General features: G+C 72.8%; 14 protein-coding genes. 10 read left to right on the top strand and 4 right to left on the bottom strand.

Annotated features, from left to right (window positions below; all coding sequences use genetic code 11):
* Nucleotides 1-13 precede the first annotated feature (13 nt).
* The 5 genes from RGQ06_RS02445 to RGQ06_RS02425 are packed head-to-tail and all read left to right on the top strand — an operon-like array spanning nt 14 to nt 5,149.
* Entirely contained in the window at nt 14-1,552 is a 1,539-nt protein-coding gene (locus tag RGQ06_RS02445) for an acetolactate synthase large subunit (RefSeq protein ID WP_432429708.1), read from the top strand.
* A gap of 22 nt (nt 1,553-1,574) precedes the next feature.
* A complete protein-coding gene (locus RGQ06_RS02440; protein ID WP_432429707.1) occupies nt 1,575-2,498 on the top strand; it encodes a TIGR03564 family F420-dependent LLM class oxidoreductase in 924 nt (307 codons plus the stop codon).
* A gap of 55 nt (nt 2,499-2,553) precedes the next feature.
* Nucleotides 2,554-3,507, top strand: coding sequence for an ATP-binding cassette domain-containing protein (locus tag RGQ06_RS02435; RefSeq protein WP_432429706.1), 954 nt, complete (start codon nt 2,554-2,556; stop codon nt 3,505-3,507).
* Nucleotides 3,504-4,325, top strand: a complete 822-nt coding sequence (locus RGQ06_RS02430) for an ABC transporter permease (protein ID WP_432429705.1) — start codon at nt 3,504-3,506, stop codon at nt 4,323-4,325. Before RGQ06_RS02435 ends, RGQ06_RS02430 begins: the two co-directional genes overlap by 4 nt.
* Nucleotides 4,322-5,149: an ABC transporter permease gene (locus RGQ06_RS02425; RefSeq protein WP_432429704.1), complete on the top strand. Its 828-nt coding sequence runs from the start codon at nt 4,322-4,324 to the stop codon at nt 5,147-5,149. The genes RGQ06_RS02430 and RGQ06_RS02425 overlap by 4 nt, the downstream gene beginning before the upstream one ends.
* A gap of 91 nt (nt 5,150-5,240) precedes the next feature.
* On the opposite strand, the gene RGQ06_RS02420 is transcribed toward RGQ06_RS02425, so the two are convergent.
* Nucleotides 5,241-6,194 (bottom strand): oxidoreductase, encoded by a 954-nt coding sequence (locus RGQ06_RS02420; RefSeq protein ID WP_432429703.1) that lies wholly within the window; start codon nt 6,192-6,194, stop codon nt 5,241-5,243.
* 8 nt (nt 6,195-6,202) lie between these two features.
* Complete coding sequence (locus RGQ06_RS02415) at nt 6,203-7,798, bottom strand: LVIVD repeat-containing protein (protein WP_432429702.1); 1,596 nt, start codon at nt 7,796-7,798, stop codon at nt 6,203-6,205.
* A gap of 83 nt (nt 7,799-7,881) precedes the next feature.
* On the opposite strand from RGQ06_RS02415, the gene RGQ06_RS02410 reads away from it, so the two are divergent.
* Nucleotides 7,882-12,435, top strand: a complete 4,554-nt coding sequence (locus tag RGQ06_RS02410; RefSeq protein ID WP_432429701.1) for an Lhr family helicase — start codon at nt 7,882-7,884, stop codon at nt 12,433-12,435.
* Between the two features lie 78 nt (nt 12,436-12,513).
* On the opposite strand, the gene RGQ06_RS02405 is transcribed toward RGQ06_RS02410, so the two are convergent.
* Nucleotides 12,514-13,131 carry a TetR/AcrR family transcriptional regulator gene (locus RGQ06_RS02405; RefSeq protein ID WP_432429700.1) on the bottom strand — a complete coding sequence of 206 codons (618 nt, stop codon included), beginning with the start codon at nt 13,129-13,131 and terminating at the stop codon, nt 12,514-12,516.
* 70 nt (nt 13,132-13,201) lie between these two features.
* The gene (locus tag RGQ06_RS02400) at nt 13,202-14,032 is read right to left on the bottom strand and encodes a metal-dependent hydrolase (RefSeq protein WP_432429699.1); all 831 of its coding nucleotides are present in this window, start codon (nt 14,030-14,032) and stop codon (nt 13,202-13,204) included.
* A 136-nt stretch (nt 14,033-14,168) separates the two neighbouring features.
* Between RGQ06_RS02400 and RGQ06_RS02395 the strand changes: the two genes are divergently transcribed.
* From RGQ06_RS02395 to RGQ06_RS02380, 4 genes are all read left to right on the top strand, one after another.
* On the top strand, nt 14,169-14,885 hold the full coding sequence (locus RGQ06_RS02395; protein WP_432429698.1) for a GNAT family N-acetyltransferase: 717 nt from the start codon (nt 14,169-14,171) through the stop codon (nt 14,883-14,885).
* Between the two features lies 1 nt (nt 14,886).
* Entirely contained in the window at nt 14,887-15,681 is a 795-nt protein-coding gene (locus RGQ06_RS02390; protein ID WP_432429697.1) for a DNA-formamidopyrimidine glycosylase family protein, read from the top strand.
* Between the two features lie 109 nt (nt 15,682-15,790).
* Nucleotides 15,791-16,666 carry an alpha/beta hydrolase gene (locus RGQ06_RS02385; protein ID WP_432429696.1) on the top strand — a complete coding sequence of 292 codons (876 nt, stop codon included), beginning with the start codon at nt 15,791-15,793 and terminating at the stop codon, nt 16,664-16,666.
* Between the two features lie 93 nt (nt 16,667-16,759).
* Nucleotides 16,760-18,043, top strand: a complete 1,284-nt coding sequence (locus RGQ06_RS02380; protein WP_432429695.1) for an NAD(P)/FAD-dependent oxidoreductase — start codon at nt 16,760-16,762, stop codon at nt 18,041-18,043.
* The last annotated feature ends 6 nt before the right edge of the window (nt 18,044-18,049 follow it).

Raw genomic sequence — 18,049 nt, 5'->3', positions numbered from 1 at the left:
GGAGGACCACCACGTGAACGGTGCAGAACTGCTGCTGCAGACAGCCGTCGAGCAGGGCGTCGACGTCTGCTTCGCCAACCCCGGCACGACCGAGATGGAGCTGGTCGGCGCGCTCGACCAGGTGCCCGGCATGCGGGGCGTGCTCGGCCTGTTCGAAGGCGTCGTCACCGGCGCGGCCGACGGCTACGGGCGGGTCACCGGTCGACCGGCCCTGACGCTGCTGCACCTCGGCCCGGGCTTCGCCAACGGCATCGCCAACCTCCACAACGCCCGCCGGGCGCACACGCCGGTGGTGAACCTCATCGGCGACCACGCCTCCTGGCACCTGTCCGCCGATGCGCCGCTCACGAGCGACATCGAGTCGCTGGCGTCGCCGGTGTCGTTGCACGTCGAGCGGGTCACCGGGCCCGGTCACACCGGCAGCGCCATGCTGGAGGCCATCGCGGCGGCCATCGGTCCGCCGTCGGGTGTGGCGACGCTCATCGTCCCGCAGGACGCCGCATGGGGCGCCGCCGACCTCCACGACGTGGGCCTCCCGCCCGAGGTCGAGCCGCCCGTCGACGGCGACGCCGTGGGTGCCGCGGCCACCAAGCTCCGCAGCGGTGACGGCGTCGCCATCCTCCTCGGCGGCGTGGTGCGCCGAGCCGAGCTCGAGGCCGCCCACCGCATCGCCGAGGACACCGGGGCCAAGGTCTGGGTCGACACCTTCCCCGCCGTGCTCGAGCAGGGCCGCGGCCTGCCCCGCTTCGACGCCATCCCCTACTTCCCCGAGCAAGCCATCGACGCGCTCGCCGGCATCCGCACGCTCGTGTGCGCCGGCACCCGGGCACCCGTCGCCTTCTTCGGCTACCAGTCGCTCGGCCGCAGCGACCTGCTCGACAAGGGCTGCGACGTGCTCGAGCTGTGCCCACCCGGCTCCCGCGGGCACCTCGGCCTCGACGCCCTCGTCGATGCGCTCGAGTGCCCGGCCGCCAAGGTCACGGACCTGGACGCGCCCGAGGTGCCCGGCGGCAACCTCGACATGATCACCATGGGTCAGGTCGTCGGGGCCCTGCAGCCCGAGGGTGCCATCGTCGTCAACGAGGCGGCCACCTCCGGACTCGGCTGGGCCATCACCGCCGGCAGCGCGCCTCCGCACGAGTCGTTCTCCCTGACGGGCGGCGCCATCGGCCAGGGCCTCCCCTGCGCCGTGGGTGCCGCGGTCGCCGCGCCCGATCGGAAGGTGATCGCGCTGCAGGCCGACGGCTCGGGCCTGTACACGGTGCAGTCGCTGTGGACCATGGCCCGTGAGGGCCTCGACGTCACCGTGGTCGTGTGCGCCAACCGCGCCTACCGGATCCTGCAGATGGAGCTCCACCGCACGGGCAACGACGACCCCGGTCCGCAGGCTCGCGCCCTCACCGACCTCGGGTCGCCGGCGCTCGACTGGGTGTCGCTGGCCAAGGGGTTCGGCGTGGAGGCGATGCAGGCAACGACCATCGAGGAGCTGCGCGCCGGCCTCGAGCGCGGACTCGCCACCGAGGGCCCCTTCCTGGTCGAGGCGCTCATCTAGTCCTGCCCATAGGGTCGGCGGGATGCGCATCGGCATCAACGGCTCGTCCCTCCTCGCCCGTCCCGACGTCGGCACCATCACCACCGACATCGTCACGGCCGAGGCCGAGGGGTTCACGTCCTACTGGCTGGCCCAGACCGGCATGGCCGACGCGCTCGGCGTGCTGTCGGCGGCCGGTCCGGCGACGAACGTGATCGAGCTCGGCACCGCGGTCGTGCCCACCTGGCTGCAGCACCCCATGGCGCTCGCGGCCAGCGCGCTGACCACCCAGGCCAACACCCACGGGCGGCTCGTGCTCGGCATCGGGCTGTCCCACCAGCCCGCCGTCGAGCACCGGTGGCACATGACGTGGGAGAAGCCGATCCGCCACATGCTCGACTACCTCGAGGTCCTCGTGCCGGCCCTGCACGGCGAGACGGTGCAGCACCACGGCGAGGTCTGGAGCCTCACGGCCGACGCCCCCATGCCCCGTCCCACGGAGCAGCCGCCCAAGGTCATGCTCGCCGCGCTCGGCGACCAGATGCTGCGCATCGCCGGTGCCCGCACCGACGGCACGATCCTGTGGTGCGTGGGGCCGCGCACGGTCGAGACCCACATCGCCCCCCGCATCAACGAGGCCGCGGCCGATGCGGACCGACCCACGCCCTCGATCGTCTGCAGCATCCCGTGCTGGGTCACCGACGACCCCGACTCGGCCCGGGCCTTCATCGGCAAGGTGCTGGCCGCCTACGCCGAGCTCCCGTCCTACCGGGCCATGCTCGACATCGAGGGCATCCACGGCTTGGAGGACCTCTCCTTCGTCGGCAGCGAGCAGCAGGTGCGCGACGGCATCGCCCGTGTCGCCGAGGCCGGTGCCACGGACTTCACCGCCGTGGTGATGGGCGCGAACCCGGACGAGACCGCAGCCACACGGGCGGTGCTCGCCGCCGCAGCCGCTGCCGGTTGACGGCGCGTGCCCATCGTGATCGAAGACGTGCCGGCGGGTCTACGGTGACCCACTCGTGACACCGATCATCGTGGCCGAGGGGCTCGAGCGCCGCTTCGGCGACCTCGTCGCCGTCGACGGCGTGGACCTCTCCATCGAGGCGGGCGAGGTGTTCGGCTTCCTCGGCCCGAACGGCGCCGGCAAGTCCACCACCGTGCGCATGCTCACCACCCTGCTGAAGCCGACCGCCGGTCACGCCAGCGTCGCCGGGTTCGACGTGGTGCGCCAGGCGGGCGACGTCCGCCGCGCCATCGGCGTCGCCCTCCAGGACGCCGCCATCGACCCGCTCATGACCGGCTCCGAGCTGGTGCACCTGCAGGCGGTGCTGCACGGCATCCCGACCAAGGTCGCCGACCAGCGCGGCAAGGACCTGCTCGAGCGGGTGGGACTCACCGCGGCCTCCGATCGTCGGGTGGGGACCTACTCGGGCGGCATGCGGCGCCGGCTCGACCTGGCCCTGTCGCTGGTGCACGAGCCCGAGGTGCTCTTCCTCGACGAGCCGACCACCGGCCTCGACCCGATGAGCCGCCTCGCGCTGTGGGAGGAGGTCCGGTACCTGAACCGGGAGCGCGGCACCACCGTGCTGCTCACGACGCAGTACCTGGAGGAGGCCGACCAGCTCGCCCGCCGCATCGCCATCATCGACCACGGCCGCATCGTCAAGAAGGGCGATCCGAGGGCGCTGAAGGACGAGGTCGGTTCGCCGACGCTGATGATCGAGGTGGAGGGCGATCCGGCCCCGGCCCTCGCCCGCCTCGTGCGCTTCGGCGAGCAACGGCCGTGCGAGCCCGGCATGATCGCCATCGGCCTGGAGGGCGGTGCCCAGCAGCTCACCGCCGTCGTGCGCGAGCTCGACGAGGCCGGCGTGGCGGTGCGCCACATGGAGCTCAACGCCCCGACCCTCGACGACGTGTTCGCCGAGGCCACCGGTCGCCGCCTCGAAGGCGCGGACGAGCCGGCACCGACGTGACCGCCACCGTCGCCGCCGACGTGGTGGTGAACCGGCCCAGCCCGGTGCGCCAGTCGCTGCTGCTGTCGCGGCGAGCGGTGTTCGCCGTGCTCCGCCAGCCCCAGGTGCTGGTGCCGTCGATCTTCTTCCCGCTGTTCTTCGCCGCGCTCAACGCAGCGGCGTTCGACCGCATCACGTCCGAGCAGCCGGTGTTCGCCGCGCAGTTCGACTCCTTCCTCGACTTCCTGCTGCCGGCCACCGTCCTGCAGGGGGTCCTGTTCGGCTCCACCCAGGCCGGCACCGAGATGGCCAACGACATCGAGAACGGGTTCTTCGACCGGCTCCTCGCGTCGCCCGTGTCGCGCACCTCGATCCTCGTCGGCCGCCTCGCCGGCGGCGCGGTGCTCGGTGCGGTGCAGGCGCTGTTCTTCACCGCCGTGCTCGTCCTGTTCGGCGCCCGGATCGACGGCGGGGTCGGTGCGGTCGCGGTCCTGGTCGTGTGCGCCGCCCTCCTCGGCGTGGGCATCGGCGGCTTCGGCGTGATGCTCGGCATCCGCACCGGGTCCTCCGAGGCGGTGCAGGGGGCGTTCCCGCTCATCTTCGTGCTGATGTTCACCTCGTCCGCGTTCTTCCCGCGCGAGCTGATGACCGGCTGGTACCGCACCGTGGCGACCTACAACCCGATCTCCTGGATCCTCGAGGCGCTCCGCGACCTCATCAGCATCGGGTGGTCGTTCCAGGACGCCGCTGTGGCCATCGCCGTCTCGGCTGCTGTCGCGGTGCTCGCCATCGCACTCTCGCTGCGTGCCCTCCGTCGCCGGCTGGCGGTGGCGGCATGACCGCCGTCGACGCCCGGGTCGACCTCGGCACCACCCGTCACGGGTCCGGTGCCATCGTTCGCGAGATGGTGGCCCGGAACCTGCGGGGCATCCGGCGCCAGCCCGCCACCTTCGTGCCGACGCTGATCATGCCGGTCTTCTTCGTGATCACCTTCTCGGGCGCCTACGGCTTCGCCGGGCGGGCCTTCGGCAACGGCAACGCCATGTCCTGGTACGCCCCGATGGCCATCATCCAGGGCGCGTCGTTCGCCGGGATGACGATGGGCCTGTCGACGGCCCGGGACTTCGAGTCCGGGTTCTTCGACCGGTTCCTGCTCGCCCCGATGAGCCGCGCCACGCTCCTCGGTGGGGCCATCGCCGCCGCCCTCGTACGCGCCCTGGTCACCACCCTGGTCGTGCTCGTCGTGGCCATGATCGGCGGAGTCGCGATCCCCGGCGGCGCGCTCGGCATCGCCACGCTGGTCCTGTCCGCCCTCGGCATCGCCGTCGTCGCGGCGCTCTGGGCCCTCGGCCTCGTCTACCGGGTGCAGAACACCAACGTCGGGCCCTTGATCCAGGTGGGCATCTTCATGGCCATCTTCCTGTCGACCGCGCAGGTGCCGATCTCGGCCATGAGCGGTTGGCTGCCCGGCGTGGCCCGCATCAACCCGATGACCAACGTGCTGCGGCTGGCCCGGGCCGGCTTCGTGCCCGACCAGCTGAACCCGCCCGCCGGCTTCGGGGTCGGCTGGAGCGAGATGTGGCCGGGCCTGCTTGCCCTCGGTGGGACCATCGCGGTCCTCACCGTCTTCGTCCTCCGGGGCATGCGCCGCCTTACGCCCTGACGCCGGGGCATCGCTCGGTTGAGACGACCGAACCGGGCCGCGGGACACGCCTTCGAGGCGTGTGGAGCGGCCCAGAACGAGAGGGCGACGATCAGAGGGAGCGGGCGGTCTCGCTGACGTCGAGGGGCACATGGGTCTCTCGCTCGGAGACCTCCCACAGCTGGTCGATGCGCTCCTCCAGATCCCAGCGACGGAGCACCGGGCGCACGACGGCGGGCCCGAAGCTGGCGAAGGCCGGCGCGTAGAGCTGCCCGCCCTTCGCCTTCGGGTCGGTGGCCGCCCGCAGCTGCATGCGTGTGCCGGCCTCGGGCGACATGCCGAGGACGTCGGTGATCCGGTCGGACGCGGCGCCGAGGACGCCGGCCCCGCCCTCGCGGTGGGTGCGGCTCTGCAGGTCGGTGTTCGTGAGGCCGGGGTGGGCGAGGAGGCTGGCCAGGTCCACGCCGGCCCGCTCGGCCTGCCGCTGGAGCCCGAGGCCGAAGAAGTAGTTGGCCAGCTTGGCCTGGCCGTAGGCCCGCCACGGGTCGTACCGACCGGCGAGGTGGGGGTTCGACGGATCGACCGGTCCGCCGGTGAAGCGGGCCACGCTCGTGACGGTGACGACCCGCGGGCGGCGATCCGCGCCTGCGGAGCGGAGCAGGGGAGCGAGCAGGCCGGCGGTGAAGGTCCAGTGGCCGAGGTGGTTGACGCCGAGCTGCATCTCGTAGCCGTCGGCCGTCTTGCGCTCCGGCATCGCCATCACGCCGGCGTTGTTCACCAGGAGGTCGACCACCGGGTGCGCCTCCGCGATCGTCGCGGCTGCGTCCTTCACCGACGCTTGGTCGCCGAGGTCGAGGCGCACGATCTCGAGCGAGGCATCGGATGCGTGGCTGCGGATCTCGCGCTCGGCGGCTGCCGCCTTGGCCTGGTCGCGCACCGCCATCACCACGTGCGCGCCCTTGGCGGCCAGCGCCTTGGCCGTCTCGAGCCCGAGCCCACCGTTGGCGCCGGTGACCACGGCGGTGCGGCCGGTCTGGTCGGGGATGTCGTCGGCGGTCCAGGACATCGTGCTCCTCAGGGTCGTGCGGCGCGGCGGCCCCGCGTGGCGAGCCACAGCGCCGCGGCGCCGGAGAGCGCAGCGGCGAGGGCCAGACCCAAGGGTGCCCCACCGCCGGTGGCCGGCAACGTCGGGGCGGCGGCTTGCGCCGGAGCGGTCGCGGTCGATGGTGCCGCCGTGGTCGTCGGCTCCGTCGTGGGTGGGGCCGGTTGCACCGGGGCCGAACCCGCAGCCGGCCACACGCCGTCGGCCAGGCGCACGGCGTGGAAGCCCGAGTGGCCGTCGGAGTACCAGATCTCGTCGCGCTCGGGGACGAAGGTCGGGCTGGCCATGGCGTAGCTGCCGGCCGTCGGCGCGTTCGGGTCCGACGGGGCGTTGTAGTAGGCGATCTCGACCGGGTTGGCCGGGTCCACGATGCTGAAGACGCGCAGGCCCGACAGGATCATCGAGCAGGCGACGATGGTCGGGTCCACGCGGGTCGGGACGTTGCAGTAGTGGGCGGCGTAGCCCTGGATCGGGCTCGAGCTCCCCGGGTCGGCGGACTGCTGCTCGAAGTGCTCGGGCTGGTGGACCTCCAGGCGCAGGTTGGAGATCACCTGCGGGCGGGTCTCGTCGGCGATGTCGATGATGCGGGCGGCGCCGACCGCGTCCTGCGCACCGAACTCGTCGATCTCGACGACGTAGGGGTGGCCGTCGATCGTGATCGGGATGGCGTTCTGCGGGATGCTCATCGACTCCCACGACAGGCGGCTGACCTCCCGGATCACGGGGTCGGGCTCGCGGGCCTGGACCTCGGAGACGTCCAGGATGACCAACCCATCGAGGGAGGCCACGTAGGCGCGGGTGCCGTCGGCGCTGAGCGAGAGGCCGTGGCTGTTGATGCGGTAGCTGGTGAGCGGCACCGGCAGGGTCGGGTCGGACAGGTCGACGGGTACGAGCGTCTGGGTGGCCGGCGACGCCGAGTAGAAGGTCATGCCGTCCGGCGCGAAGCCGCTCTCGTGGCCGAGGATCCCGGCCGGCGACGACGACAGCAGCTTCGGGGACCGGCAGTCCTCGGTGAGGTCGTACACGTCGAGGATGCCGACGTTGAACGCCGGGTTCCCCAGGGTCGCCACGAGCAGGCCGCGCTCCTGGTTGACCAGCAGCGACTCGTGGGGCGACAGCATCGCCGGCGTCACGAGCGACGCCGTCTTCACCGGGTTCGCCGGGTCGGACATGTCGAGCACGTTCGTGCCGATGCCGCCGTCGAAGAGGTCGGTGCCGAGCAGCAGGGTGGAGTCGTAGTAGGCGCACTCCCGACCGCTGGCGTCGACGTAGCGCTCGACCTTGAACCCACCGACGGTCCCGTCGACGGCATCCCCGCCGAAGGTGCCGATGCGCTCGGCGTTGCACCAGAAGCCGCGCTCGGCTCGCCCGGAGGCGTGGTCCTCGGGCGTCACCCGGCCCTGGATGTCGGTCTCGGCCGCGTCGTCGGGGCCGCACTCGACCTGCGGGGTCGGGAGCAGCGCCGGCTCGGCGAGCGGCGCGGCGGTGGCGGCCGAGACGGCGAGGAAGGTCGAGCAGATCGAGACCAGGCCGAGCACGGCGACGAGCGGTCGGTCCTGGCGTCGCACCCATGGGACGTTACGCGGCGTACGGGGCGAATGTCCGATCCGCCGCAGTCCGGCCGTCACGCCACGCCGATACCGTTCCTCCGATGCCTGGGGCGCCCGTGCTCGACCAGTTCTCGCCGGCGGTGCGAGCGTGGTTCGAGACGTCGTTCCCGGAGCCGACACCGCCGCAGGTGGCGGGCTGGCCCACCATCGCCTCGGGTGCGCACACGCTGATCCTGGCGCCGACCGGGTCGGGCAAGACGCTGTCCGCGTTCCTGTGGGCGATCGACCGGCTCACGTCCACGCCGCCGCCGGAGGAGCGCACGCACCGGACCCGCGTCGTCTACCTGTCGCCGCTGCGGGCGCTGGCGGTCGACGTGGAGAAGAACCTGCGAGCGCCGATCCAGGGCATCCGCCTCGCCGCCGAGCGCCTGGGGGTGCTGTACCACGAGCCCACGGTCGGGATGCGCACCGGTGACACGCCTGCCGACGAGCGCCGCAAGCTCATCCGCAACCCGCCCGACATCCTGATCACCACCCCCGAGTCGCTCTACCTGATGCTCACCTCGCAGGCCCGGGAGACCCTGCAGGGGGTGGAGGCCGTCATCGTCGACGAGATCCACGCGGTGGCCAAGACCAAGCGCGGGTCCCACCTGTCGGTGACGATGGAGCGCCTGGTCGAGGTCACCGACCGGCCCGACGGGCCCCAGCGCATCGGGCTCTCCGCCACCCAGCGCCCGCTGGAGGAGATCGCCGAGTTCCTCGGCGGGCGAGACGACGCCGGCTCGTGGCGCCGGGTCGACATCGTCGATGCCGGCGTGCGCAAGGAGCTCGACATCGAGGTCATCGTCCCGGTCGAGGACATGGGCGACCTCGGCAAGGTCATCGAGGAGCCGATCAGCGGCCCGGCGTCGCTGGGTCCGGTGCGACGCAGCATCTGGCCGTCCATGCACCCGCGCCTGCTGGAGCTGGTGCAGGAGAACCGCTCCACCCTCATCTTCGTGAACGCGCGCCGCCTCGCCGAGCGCCTGGCCACGCGGCTCAACGAGCTGGCTCACGACGAGGAGGACACCGGCGACGCCCAGCTCGGCGTCGGCCACGTGGACGATGGCAGCGACGTCCCCGAGCTGGTGAAGGCCCACCACGGCTCGATCTCGCGTGAGCGGCGGCTCCAGATTGAGGACGAGCTCAAGTCCGGGAAGCTGAAGGGCCTGGTGGCCACGTCGTCGCTCGAGCTCGGCATCGACATGGGCGCGGTCGACCTCGTCGTGCAGGTCGAGTCGCCGGGCAGCGTCTCGTCGGGACTCCAGCGCATCGGCCGGGCCGGGCACCGGGTCGGCGAACCGAGCCGGGGCAAGCTGTTCCCCAAGCACCGCGCCGACCTGGTCGAGGCCGCCGTCGTGGTGAAGCGGATGCAGGACGGTCTCATCGAGCGCACCCGCTACCCCCGCAACCCCCTCGACGTGCTGTGTCAGCAGATCGTGGCCATGTGCGCCCTCGACGAGTGGCAGGTCGACGACCTCGCTCGCATCCTGCGCCGCAGCGCCAGCTTCTCGACCCTCGGTGACGAGGTCTTCCACGCCTGCCTCGACCTGCTCGCCGGGCGCTACCCGTCGGAGGAGTTCAGCGAGCTCCGGCCGCGCATCGTGTGGGACCGCACCGCTCCTGGCGGCGGCGGTGGCGTCGTCCGCGGGCGGGCCGGCGCGCAGCGCCTCGCGGTCACGAACCCGGGCACCATCCCCGACCGCGGGCTGTTCGGCGTGTTCCTGCCCGACGGGACCCGGGTCGGCGAGCTCGACGAGGAGATGGTGTACGAGTCCCGGGCCGGGGAGACGTTCCTGCTCGGCGCGTCGACGTGGCGCATCGAGGAGATCACCTTCGAGCGGGTCATCGTCACGCCCGCCCCGGGCCTGCCCGGGAAGATGCCGTTCTGGCACGGCGAGGGGCCTGGTCGCCCGCTGGAGCTCGGGCAGGGCATCGGCCAGTTCGTGCGCGAGCTGCGCGACCGCGGCACCACGCCTGACCCGGTGAAGACGCTCCGGGAGGACCACGGCCTCGACGAGCTCGCCGCGCTGAACCTGGTGTCGTACCTGGACGAGCAGGCTGAGGCCACCGGTGTCGTCCCCGATGATCGCACCATCGTGGTCGAGCGCTTCCGGGACGAGATCGGCGACTGGCGCGTCTGCGTGCTGTCGCCGTTCGGCGCCCAGGTGCACGCTCCGTGGGCCATGGCTCTGCAGCAGACGCTGGGGGAGCGGTGGGGCGTCGACGTGGAGATGATCTGGTCCGACGACGGCATCGTGCTGCGGCTGCCCGAGGCGGTGGAGGAGCTGCCCGTCGAGGACCTCGCCATCCCGCCCGACGAGATCCGCGACATCGTCCTCGGCCAGCTGCCGAACACGGCGATGTTCGCGTCCCGCTTCCGCGAGTGCGCCGGCCGCGCCCTGCTCCTGCCGCGCCGCCGGCCGGACCGGCGCCAGCCGCTGTGGCAGCAGCGCCAGCGCGCCGCCGACCTGCTCAAGGTGGCGGCCAAGTACCCGACGTTCCCGATCCTGCTCGAGACCACGCGCGAGTGCGTGAACGACGTGTTCGACCTGCCCGCACTCGAAGAGGTCCTCCGGGACATCCGAAACCGCCGCGTGCGGGTCGTGCCGGTGGAGACCAGCCAGGCATCGCCGATGGCGCAGTCGCTGCTGTTCGGCTGGATCGCCGTCTACATGTACGAGGGCGACACGCCGCTGGCCGAGCGTCGGGCCGCAGCGCTGGCCCTCGACCGGGACCTGCTCCGGGAGCTGCTCGGTTCCGAGGAGCTGCGCGAGCTCATCGACCCCGAGGTGCTGGCCGACCTCGAGCTCGAGCTGCAGCGACTGGTCGAGGGCCGCCGCGCCCGCGACGCCGACGAGGTCCACGACCTGCTGCGACTGCTCGGCCCGCTCACCCTGGAGGAGATCGACATCCGGTGCGAGGGCGACGCGTCGGCGCTCGTCTCGGCATTGGCTTCCGATCGTCGGGCCTACGTCGCATCGGTCGCCGGCGAGGACCGCTGGGCGATCACCGAGGACGCCGGCCGCCTCCGTGACGCACTCGGCGTCGCGGTGCCGGTCGGGCTGCCGGCGGCGTTCACCGACCCGGTCGACGACCCGATGGCCGACCTCGTCGCCCGCTACGCCCGGACCCACACGCCGTTCACGGTGAGCTCGCTGGCGGCGCGCTACGGCGTCAGCGTCGAGCGGGTGCTGCCGTCGCTCGAGCGGCTCGAAGCCGACGGGCGCGTGCTGCGCGGCGAGTTCCGTCCCGACGGCCACGACCGCGAGTGGACCGACCCCGACGTGCTGCGCACCCTGCGCCGCCGCTCGCTCGCGGCGCTGCGCAAGGAGGTCGAACCGGTCGAGTCCGACGCGCTCGGCCGCTTCCTGCCGGCCTGGCACGACATCGGGCGGGAGCGGCGGGGTGTCGACGCGCTGATCGACGTGGTGTCCCAGCTGCAGGGAGCGCCGATCCCCGCCTCCGTGCTGGAGTCCGACATCATCCCCGCCCGCCTGCCGGAGTACGAGCCGTTCCAGCTCGACCAGCTGTGCGCCGCCGGCGAGGTCGTGTGGGTCGGCAGCGGCAGCCTCGGCGCCAAGGACGGCCGGATCCGCCTCCTGTTCCGCGACCACGCGCCGCTGCTCGTCCCGACGCTCGACCCGGCCCCGGACGGCGACGCCCACCGGGCGATCCTCGACCACCTCGACCAGCGCGGCGCCAGCTTCTGGACCGACATCGTCGCCGCCTGCCAGCAAGCCGGCGCGCCCTACGACGAGGCGACCGTGCTCGCGGCGCTGTGGGACCTGGTGTGGGCCGGCTACGTCACCAACGACGGCCTCGGTCCGCTGCGCTCGTTCCTCGGCGGCGCATCCCGGCGCGGCGCGACGAGCAAGGGCCGGGCACGGCCCCGTCCCGGTCGGCTCGCCCGGCTCGGGCCGGCTGCCGGCGCCGGCCGCTGGTCGCTGGTCGCCCCGCTGCTCCAGCCGACGCCGACGCCCACCGAGGCCGCCCACGCCAAGGCCCGCCAGCTGCTCGAGCGATACGGCGTGCTCACCCGCGAGGCGGCGCTGGGCGAGGGCAGCGAGGGCGGCTTCGCCGGCGTGTACCCGGTGCTCAAGGCGCTGGAGGAGCGAGGCGAGGTCCGACGGGGCTACTTCGTGTCCGGCCTCGGCGCCGCCCAGTTCGCCATGGGCGGTGCGGTCGATCGGTTGCGCGCCTCACGCTCGGTCGACCGGGACGAGACCGGTCAGGGGCTCGTGCTCGCCGCCACCGATCCGGCCCAGCCCTACGGCGCTGCACTCCCGTGGCCCGAGTCGGCCGGCCGACCGGCCCGCCAGGCCGGCGCCCACGTCGTGCTGGTCGACGGCGAGCTGGTGGCGTTCCTCGAGCGGGGCGGGCACTCGCTGTCGACCTTCGCCACCACGGTCGAGCACCCGGACTGGGCCGAGCTGCTCAAGGGCCTCGTCCGCCGAGGGCGGTACCGCAGCCTGGAGATCCGCAAGGTCGACGGCGAGCCGGTCCGGGAGTCCCCGGTGCGCGAGGTGCTGGAGGCCGCCGGCTACAAGGACGGCTACAAGGGCCTCGTCCACCGCCCCGAATCTGGCAGCGGAGGCGGAACGCCCCGTCGGTGAGGGCGAGGCACTGGCCGCGGCAGTGTTCCGTAGCCGCTGCCAGATTCCTCGGAGGTGCCGAACAGGAGGCGGGTCCCGTCAGTCTCGCAGCATGCCGGCCGCTTCGATGCCGCCCTGCACCACGACCGACAGCGCGTCGATCAGCTCGTCCTTGGACAGCTCGCGGTGCGACGTCCAGGACTCGACGGCGGCGAACCCGAACCCGAACAGCCCGTCGGAGAGCGCCCGCAGCTTCACCGTGTCGAGGCCCGGCAGGAGCAGCGCCATCAGCACGGCGAGACGCTCTTGGATGACCTGCACCAGGCCGTTGTCGAGCAGCCCCCGGTCGCCGGTGCGGATGGCCCGGACGATGAACGCGTACAGCTCGGGCTCGGTGTCGATGAGGTCGATGAGGGCGCTGATGGTGGCCCGTACGACGGAGGGGATGTCCATCGGGCGGCCGGCGAGGTCGGCTGCGGCCCGGGCCTCGAGTCGGTGGGCGAGGGTCACGGCGATGGCGTCGGCCACGCCCCGCTTGTCGCCGAACTCGCTGTAGAGCACCGGCTTGCTGACGCCGGCGCCGCGGGCGAGGTGGTCCATCGAGATGTCGGGCCCGCGCTCGCGGACCGTCTGCATCGCGGCCTCGACCAGTCGCTCGCGCTGCTCGGCGCGCTCGGCCGGGGTGCGGCGGGGGCGGCCTCGGCGCCGGGTCGTCACCGTCCGCTTCCTCGCGCGCGCATCGACCAAGGATGGCCGATCCGCGCGCGGGGAACGGGTTCCGGGGAGGTCAGGCGGCGATGCCGGCCTCGTAGCGGGCACGCCACTCCTCGAGCAGCTCGACGGTGTCGTGGTCGTCGGGGTGGAAGCCCTTGCGGTTGTAGTCGAGCAGCCGGGTGATGACCTGGCGCTGGAAGAACGGGTGCGTGCGCAGGCCGAGGATGCTCCTGGGCAGCTTGCGCCACGCCGAGCGGTCCTTGGCGACGGAGACGGTGACGGCGCTGGTCATGATGCCCAGGAAGGCCACGTGCACGGCGAGCATGGTGCCCACCCGCTCGAGGTGGCGGCCGCTGACCTCCTCGTAGACGTCGAAGGCGACCGACTTGTGCTCGGTCTCCTCCAGGGCGTGCCAGGTGAACAGGGCGCGGACCTCGTCGGTGGAGAACTCGGCCCGGGCGGCGTCGTCGCGCAGCAGCGCCTCGGCCAGCGTGGCCGTGTAGTGCTCGAGCGCAGCGGTGACGGCCAGCTGGTGGCTCTTCGGCGTCGTCTTGTGGAGGAAGGCGAGGAAGCGCTTGATGATGCCGTCGACGGCGAGGGTGGGGTAACCGAGCTCGGACAGCTGCTCGTTGAAGTCGCGGTGCTCACGGCCGTGGATGGCCTCCTGGCCGATGAAGCCCTTGACCTGCTTGGAGAGCTCCGGGTCGTCGATGCGGTCGCGGTAGGCCCGGACGCTGCGCACGAAGAAGTCCTCACCCTCGGGGAAGACCGAGGAGAGCATGGCGGCGATGTGGCTGCGCATGGGGTCGTCGGCCACGAAGTGCTTGGGCAGGGGCTGCTCGTGGTCGATGCCGGGCCGGCGGACGGTGATGTCGCGGGCGGGGATGGCGGTCGTGGTGGTCATCGTTCGTTGCTCCCGTGGTGGTGGGCAAGAGATTTGCTACCGGTCGTAGGATAAATGCTTTCGTCCCTTTCGTACAGGGTCCCTGCCCGGATTCCGGTGTGACATGTACCGCTGGTAACCGCAGTAGCGTGGCGGGGTGACGCATCCCGCCGAGGTCGATCCCCGCCTCCAGGCGCACCTGCGCTCCTGGCTCGGTGCCTGGCCCCCGGCCCAGCCGGTGCACGTCGTGGGGTCCGAGCGGCGGGTCGAACCCGGGTGGGACGGGGCGGTCCGGGCACTGAACGGCGTGGCCACACCCGACGGTGCGGTGGTGTCCGTGCCCCCGGCCGCCGAAGCGCTCGTCGGGGCTGCGGTCGAGGAGCTCGAGGCCGACGGCGTCGACGACGTGCTGGCCGCGCTCGGCGAGCGCCTCCCCGATCTGCTCGAGCTCCCCGGTGCCCGGTACGGCGCCGGCGTCTTCCGCTGGTCGACCGAGCCCACCGCATCCGACGACCCCGGGACGTGGCTGCCCCGCGACGACCCGCGGGTGCCCGAGTGGCTCCACCCGTTCAACGGCGACGTGCTCGTCGCCCTGGCCGACGACGGTTCGGCGGCTGCCGGCATCGGGCGCAAGCAGCACGACGCCCGCGGTCACGAGCTGGCCGTGGTCACCGAGGAGGCCCATCGCGGCCAGGGGTTCGCCCGTCGCCTCGTCACCCAGGCCGCCCGGCGGGTGCTGGCCGACGGTGCCGTGCCCGTCTACCTGCACGCCGAGAGCAACGTCGCCTCGGCCCGCACCGCGGATGCCAGCGGGTTCCCCGACGTCGGCTGGCGCATCCTCGGACTGTTCGGCGGCGCCGCCGGGACCCCCTGACGTGCCCGAGGGCGACACGATCCACCGGGCGGCCATCCGCATGCGCCCGGCACTGGCCGGCCACGTCCTCACCCGCTTCGAGGCACCCCGCCTGGTCGGCGACCGCCCGGCGCTCGGCGAGCGCATCGACGACGTGGAGGCCCGAGGCAAGCACCTGCTCGTCCACTTCAGCGGCGGCATCACCCTCCGCACGCACATGAAGATGACCGGCTCCTGGCACCTGTACCGGGACGGCGAGCCGTGGCGGAAGGGTGCCCACCTCGCCCGAGCGGTGGTGGGCGCCGACGGCGGGTGGCTCGGCGTGTGCTTCCAGGCGCCGGTGGTGGAGACCTACCACCGCGACGCCGGCGAGCCGCTCCCGCTCGCCACCCTCGGCCCCGATCTCACCGGCCCCGCCCCCGACCTCGACGCCGCCGTCGCCCGCGCCGCCCTCGCCGCGCCCGGCACCGAACTGGCCGACGCCCTCCTCGACCAGCGCATCGCGTCGGGCATCGGCAACGTCTACAAGTCCGAGGTCTGCTTCCTGCACGGCCTCGACCCGTTCACGCCCCTCGCCGCCGTGCCGGCCGAAGACCTGCGTCGCGTGCTCGACACGTCGCACCGGCTGCTCGTCGCCAACCTCGGCCGCACCCGCCGGGTCACCTACCGAGACGGCGTCGCGGTCTACGGCCGGCGGGGCCAGCCGTGCTTTCGCTGCGGATCGGTGGTGCGGATGCGCCGGCAGGGGGAGATGGCCCGCTCCACCTACTGGTGCCCGACCTGCCAGCCGGCCCACGCCCCGACCACCCCCACCTGACCGTTCTGGCCTACATCCGATCCGCCATGCGGGGTTCGATATAGGCCAGAACGAGGTGGGATGCGTGGAAGCCAGGCGGCGCTCCTCGGCCTGGCGTATCGTCCGCGTCGTGAGCACCTGGCAGGCGCGTGGGCCTCGGACGCTGGAGCACACCCAGGTCTACGACCTGGACTCGAGCGTGCTCGGCGAGCGCTTGCAGGTGACCGTCGCCGAGCCACCGCTCGCCGCTGGTGGTACCGAGCCCCTGGCGACGCTCGTCGTGCTCGACCCCATGGCGACCTTCGACGTCGTCGTGGGGATCACGCGGTCGTTGAGCCTGCTCGCCTTCGGGGCGTTCCCGCCGTTGCTCGTCGTCGGCGTGGGCTACGACGCCGATCCGCTCACGACGATGTCGCTGCGCTTCCGGGACCTCACGCCGACCGACGCGCCGATCCCCGAGCTGCTCGCGCCTCCCGTTCCGCCGGCGCACGGTGCCGGCGGTGCCGATCGGTTCCTCGACGCCATCGCCGGCGACGTCCTGCCCCACGTCGCGTCCGAGCACCGGGCGGACGTGGCCGATGCGACCATCATCGGCTGGTCCCTCGGCGGCCTGTTCGGCTGCCACGCCCTGCTGACCCGCCCGGAGGTGTTCCGCCGCTACATCCTCGCCAGCCCGGCGATCTGGTGGGACGACGCCGAGGTCCTCAGGGTCGAGGAGCGCACGGCCGCGGGACGGGGAGAGCTCGATGCCCAGGTGTACCTGGCCGTCGGCGATCGCGAGGAGTCGGCCGAGACCCGCGCCTGGCCGGTGGCGATGCCGCCGGCGGCCGTCGCGGCCGCCGCGATGGTCACCAACGCCGAGCGGCTGGTCCGGCGCCTGCGCAGCCGGGGCACGAAGGGGCTCGACGTCCACCTGGAGGTGCTCCCCGACGAGCACCACCCGTCGATCTTCCCCAGCGCCGCGAGCCGCGGCCTCCTCCACCTCTTCGGTCCGACCACCGCCTGATCCCGCGCCGCTGCGAAACCGCGTGCGACGACCCGCACGATCCGGCACACTTGTGAATGCGTTCACGAAGTTTGGTCCGGGAGGAGCGACGACATGCAGGACGGATCCCAGCGGCCGAAGGTCGTGGTGGTCGGTGCCGGCTTCGGTGGGCTGTCCGTGCTGCGGGGCTTGGCCGACCAGCCCGTCGACGTCACCGTCGTGGACCGCAACAACTTCCACACGTTCCTGCCGCTGCTCTACCAGGTGGCAACCAGCGGGTTGAACGCCGCCGACGTCGCGCACCCGATCCGGGCCATCGTCCAGCGCCATCGCAACATCGACGTCCGCCACGGCACCGTCGAGGGCGTTGACTGGGACCGCCACGAGGTGCAGGTCGCCGGTCAGGCCCCGCTCCCGTTCGACCACCTGGTCCTCGCCGCCGGCTCCACCGCCAACGACTTCGGCATCCCCGGCGTGGCCGAGCACGGCTACCCGCTCTACACCCTCGACGACGCCGCCCGGCTGCGGAACCGGGTGCTCGAGCGCTTCGAGGCCGCGGCCCTCGACCAGTCCCTCATCGACGACGGCGCCCTCACCTTCGCCATCGTGGGCGGCGGCCCGACCGGCGTGGAGACGGCCGGCGCGCTCGCCGAGCTGTTCGACAAGGTGCTCCGCGACGACTTCCACACCCTCCCGGTGCAGCGGGCCCGGGTCGTGCTGATCGAGATGGCCGACTCGCTCCTCACGCCCTTCGGCACCCGCAGCCGCGACCACGCCATCGACGCGCTCCGCCGCAGGGGCGTGGAGGTGCGGCTGTCGACCCGGGTGTCCTCGGTCGGCGTCGACCACGTCGTGCTCGACGGTGGCGAACGGCTGCCCGCCCACACCCTCGTCTGGGCCGCCGGCGTGCAGGCCAACCCGCTCGCACGGGTGCTCGGCGTGGCGCAGGGACCGGGCGGTCGGATCGTCGTCGATCGTGACCTCTCCGTGCCGGACCGTCCTGGCCTCTGGGCGATCGGCGACCTGGCCCACACGCCGGGCGCCGTGGAGGACGGTGGCGCCGCACCGCAGCTGGCGCCCGCGGCCATGCAGGCCGGTGAGCTGGTCGCCGCCAACGTCCTGCGCATGGTTGCCGGCGAGCCGACCCAGCCGTTCCGCTACCGCGACAAGGGCACCATGGCCACCATCGGTCGCCGCTCGGCCGTGGCGGAGATCCCCGGCGTGCCGATCCTCGTCGGGTCCATCGCCTGGGCCGCCTGGCTGGTACTGCACCTCGTGATGCTCATCGGGTTCCGCAACCGGCTGTCGGTGCTCGTGAACTGGGCGTGGAACTACCTCACCTGGGACCGCGGTCCGCGCCTCATCTTCGGCCCCGGCGCCGACCCACCTCACCACTGACGGTTC

Source organism: Salinilacustrithrix flava (assembly GCF_041228405.1).
GTDB classification, from domain to species: Bacteria; Actinomycetota; Acidimicrobiia; order Acidimicrobiales; family Salinilacustritrichaceae; genus Salinilacustrithrix; species Salinilacustrithrix flava.
This window is presented reverse-complemented; position numbering and strand designations above follow the sequence as displayed.

Excerpts from the sequence above, each read along its gene's own strand:
- RGQ06_RS02425 (WP_432429704.1), top strand. The coding sequence starts at position 4,322 with ATGACCGCCGTCGACGCCCGGGTCGACCTCGGCACCACCCGTCACGGG.
- RGQ06_RS02400 (WP_432429699.1), bottom strand. The coding sequence starts at position 14,032 with ATGACCACCACGACCGCCATCCCCGCCCGCGACATCACCGTCCGCCGG.
- RGQ06_RS02410 (WP_432429701.1), top strand. The coding sequence starts at position 7,882 with ATGCCTGGGGCGCCCGTGCTCGACCAGTTCTCGCCGGCGGTGCGAGCG.
- RGQ06_RS02380 (WP_432429695.1), top strand. The coding sequence starts at position 16,760 with ATGCAGGACGGATCCCAGCGGCCGAAGGTCGTGGTGGTCGGTGCCGGC.
- RGQ06_RS02420 (WP_432429703.1), bottom strand. The coding sequence starts at position 6,194 with ATGTCCTGGACCGCCGACGACATCCCCGACCAGACCGGCCGCACCGCC.
- RGQ06_RS02440 (WP_432429707.1), top strand. The coding sequence starts at position 1,575 with ATGCGCATCGGCATCAACGGCTCGTCCCTCCTCGCCCGTCCCGACGTC.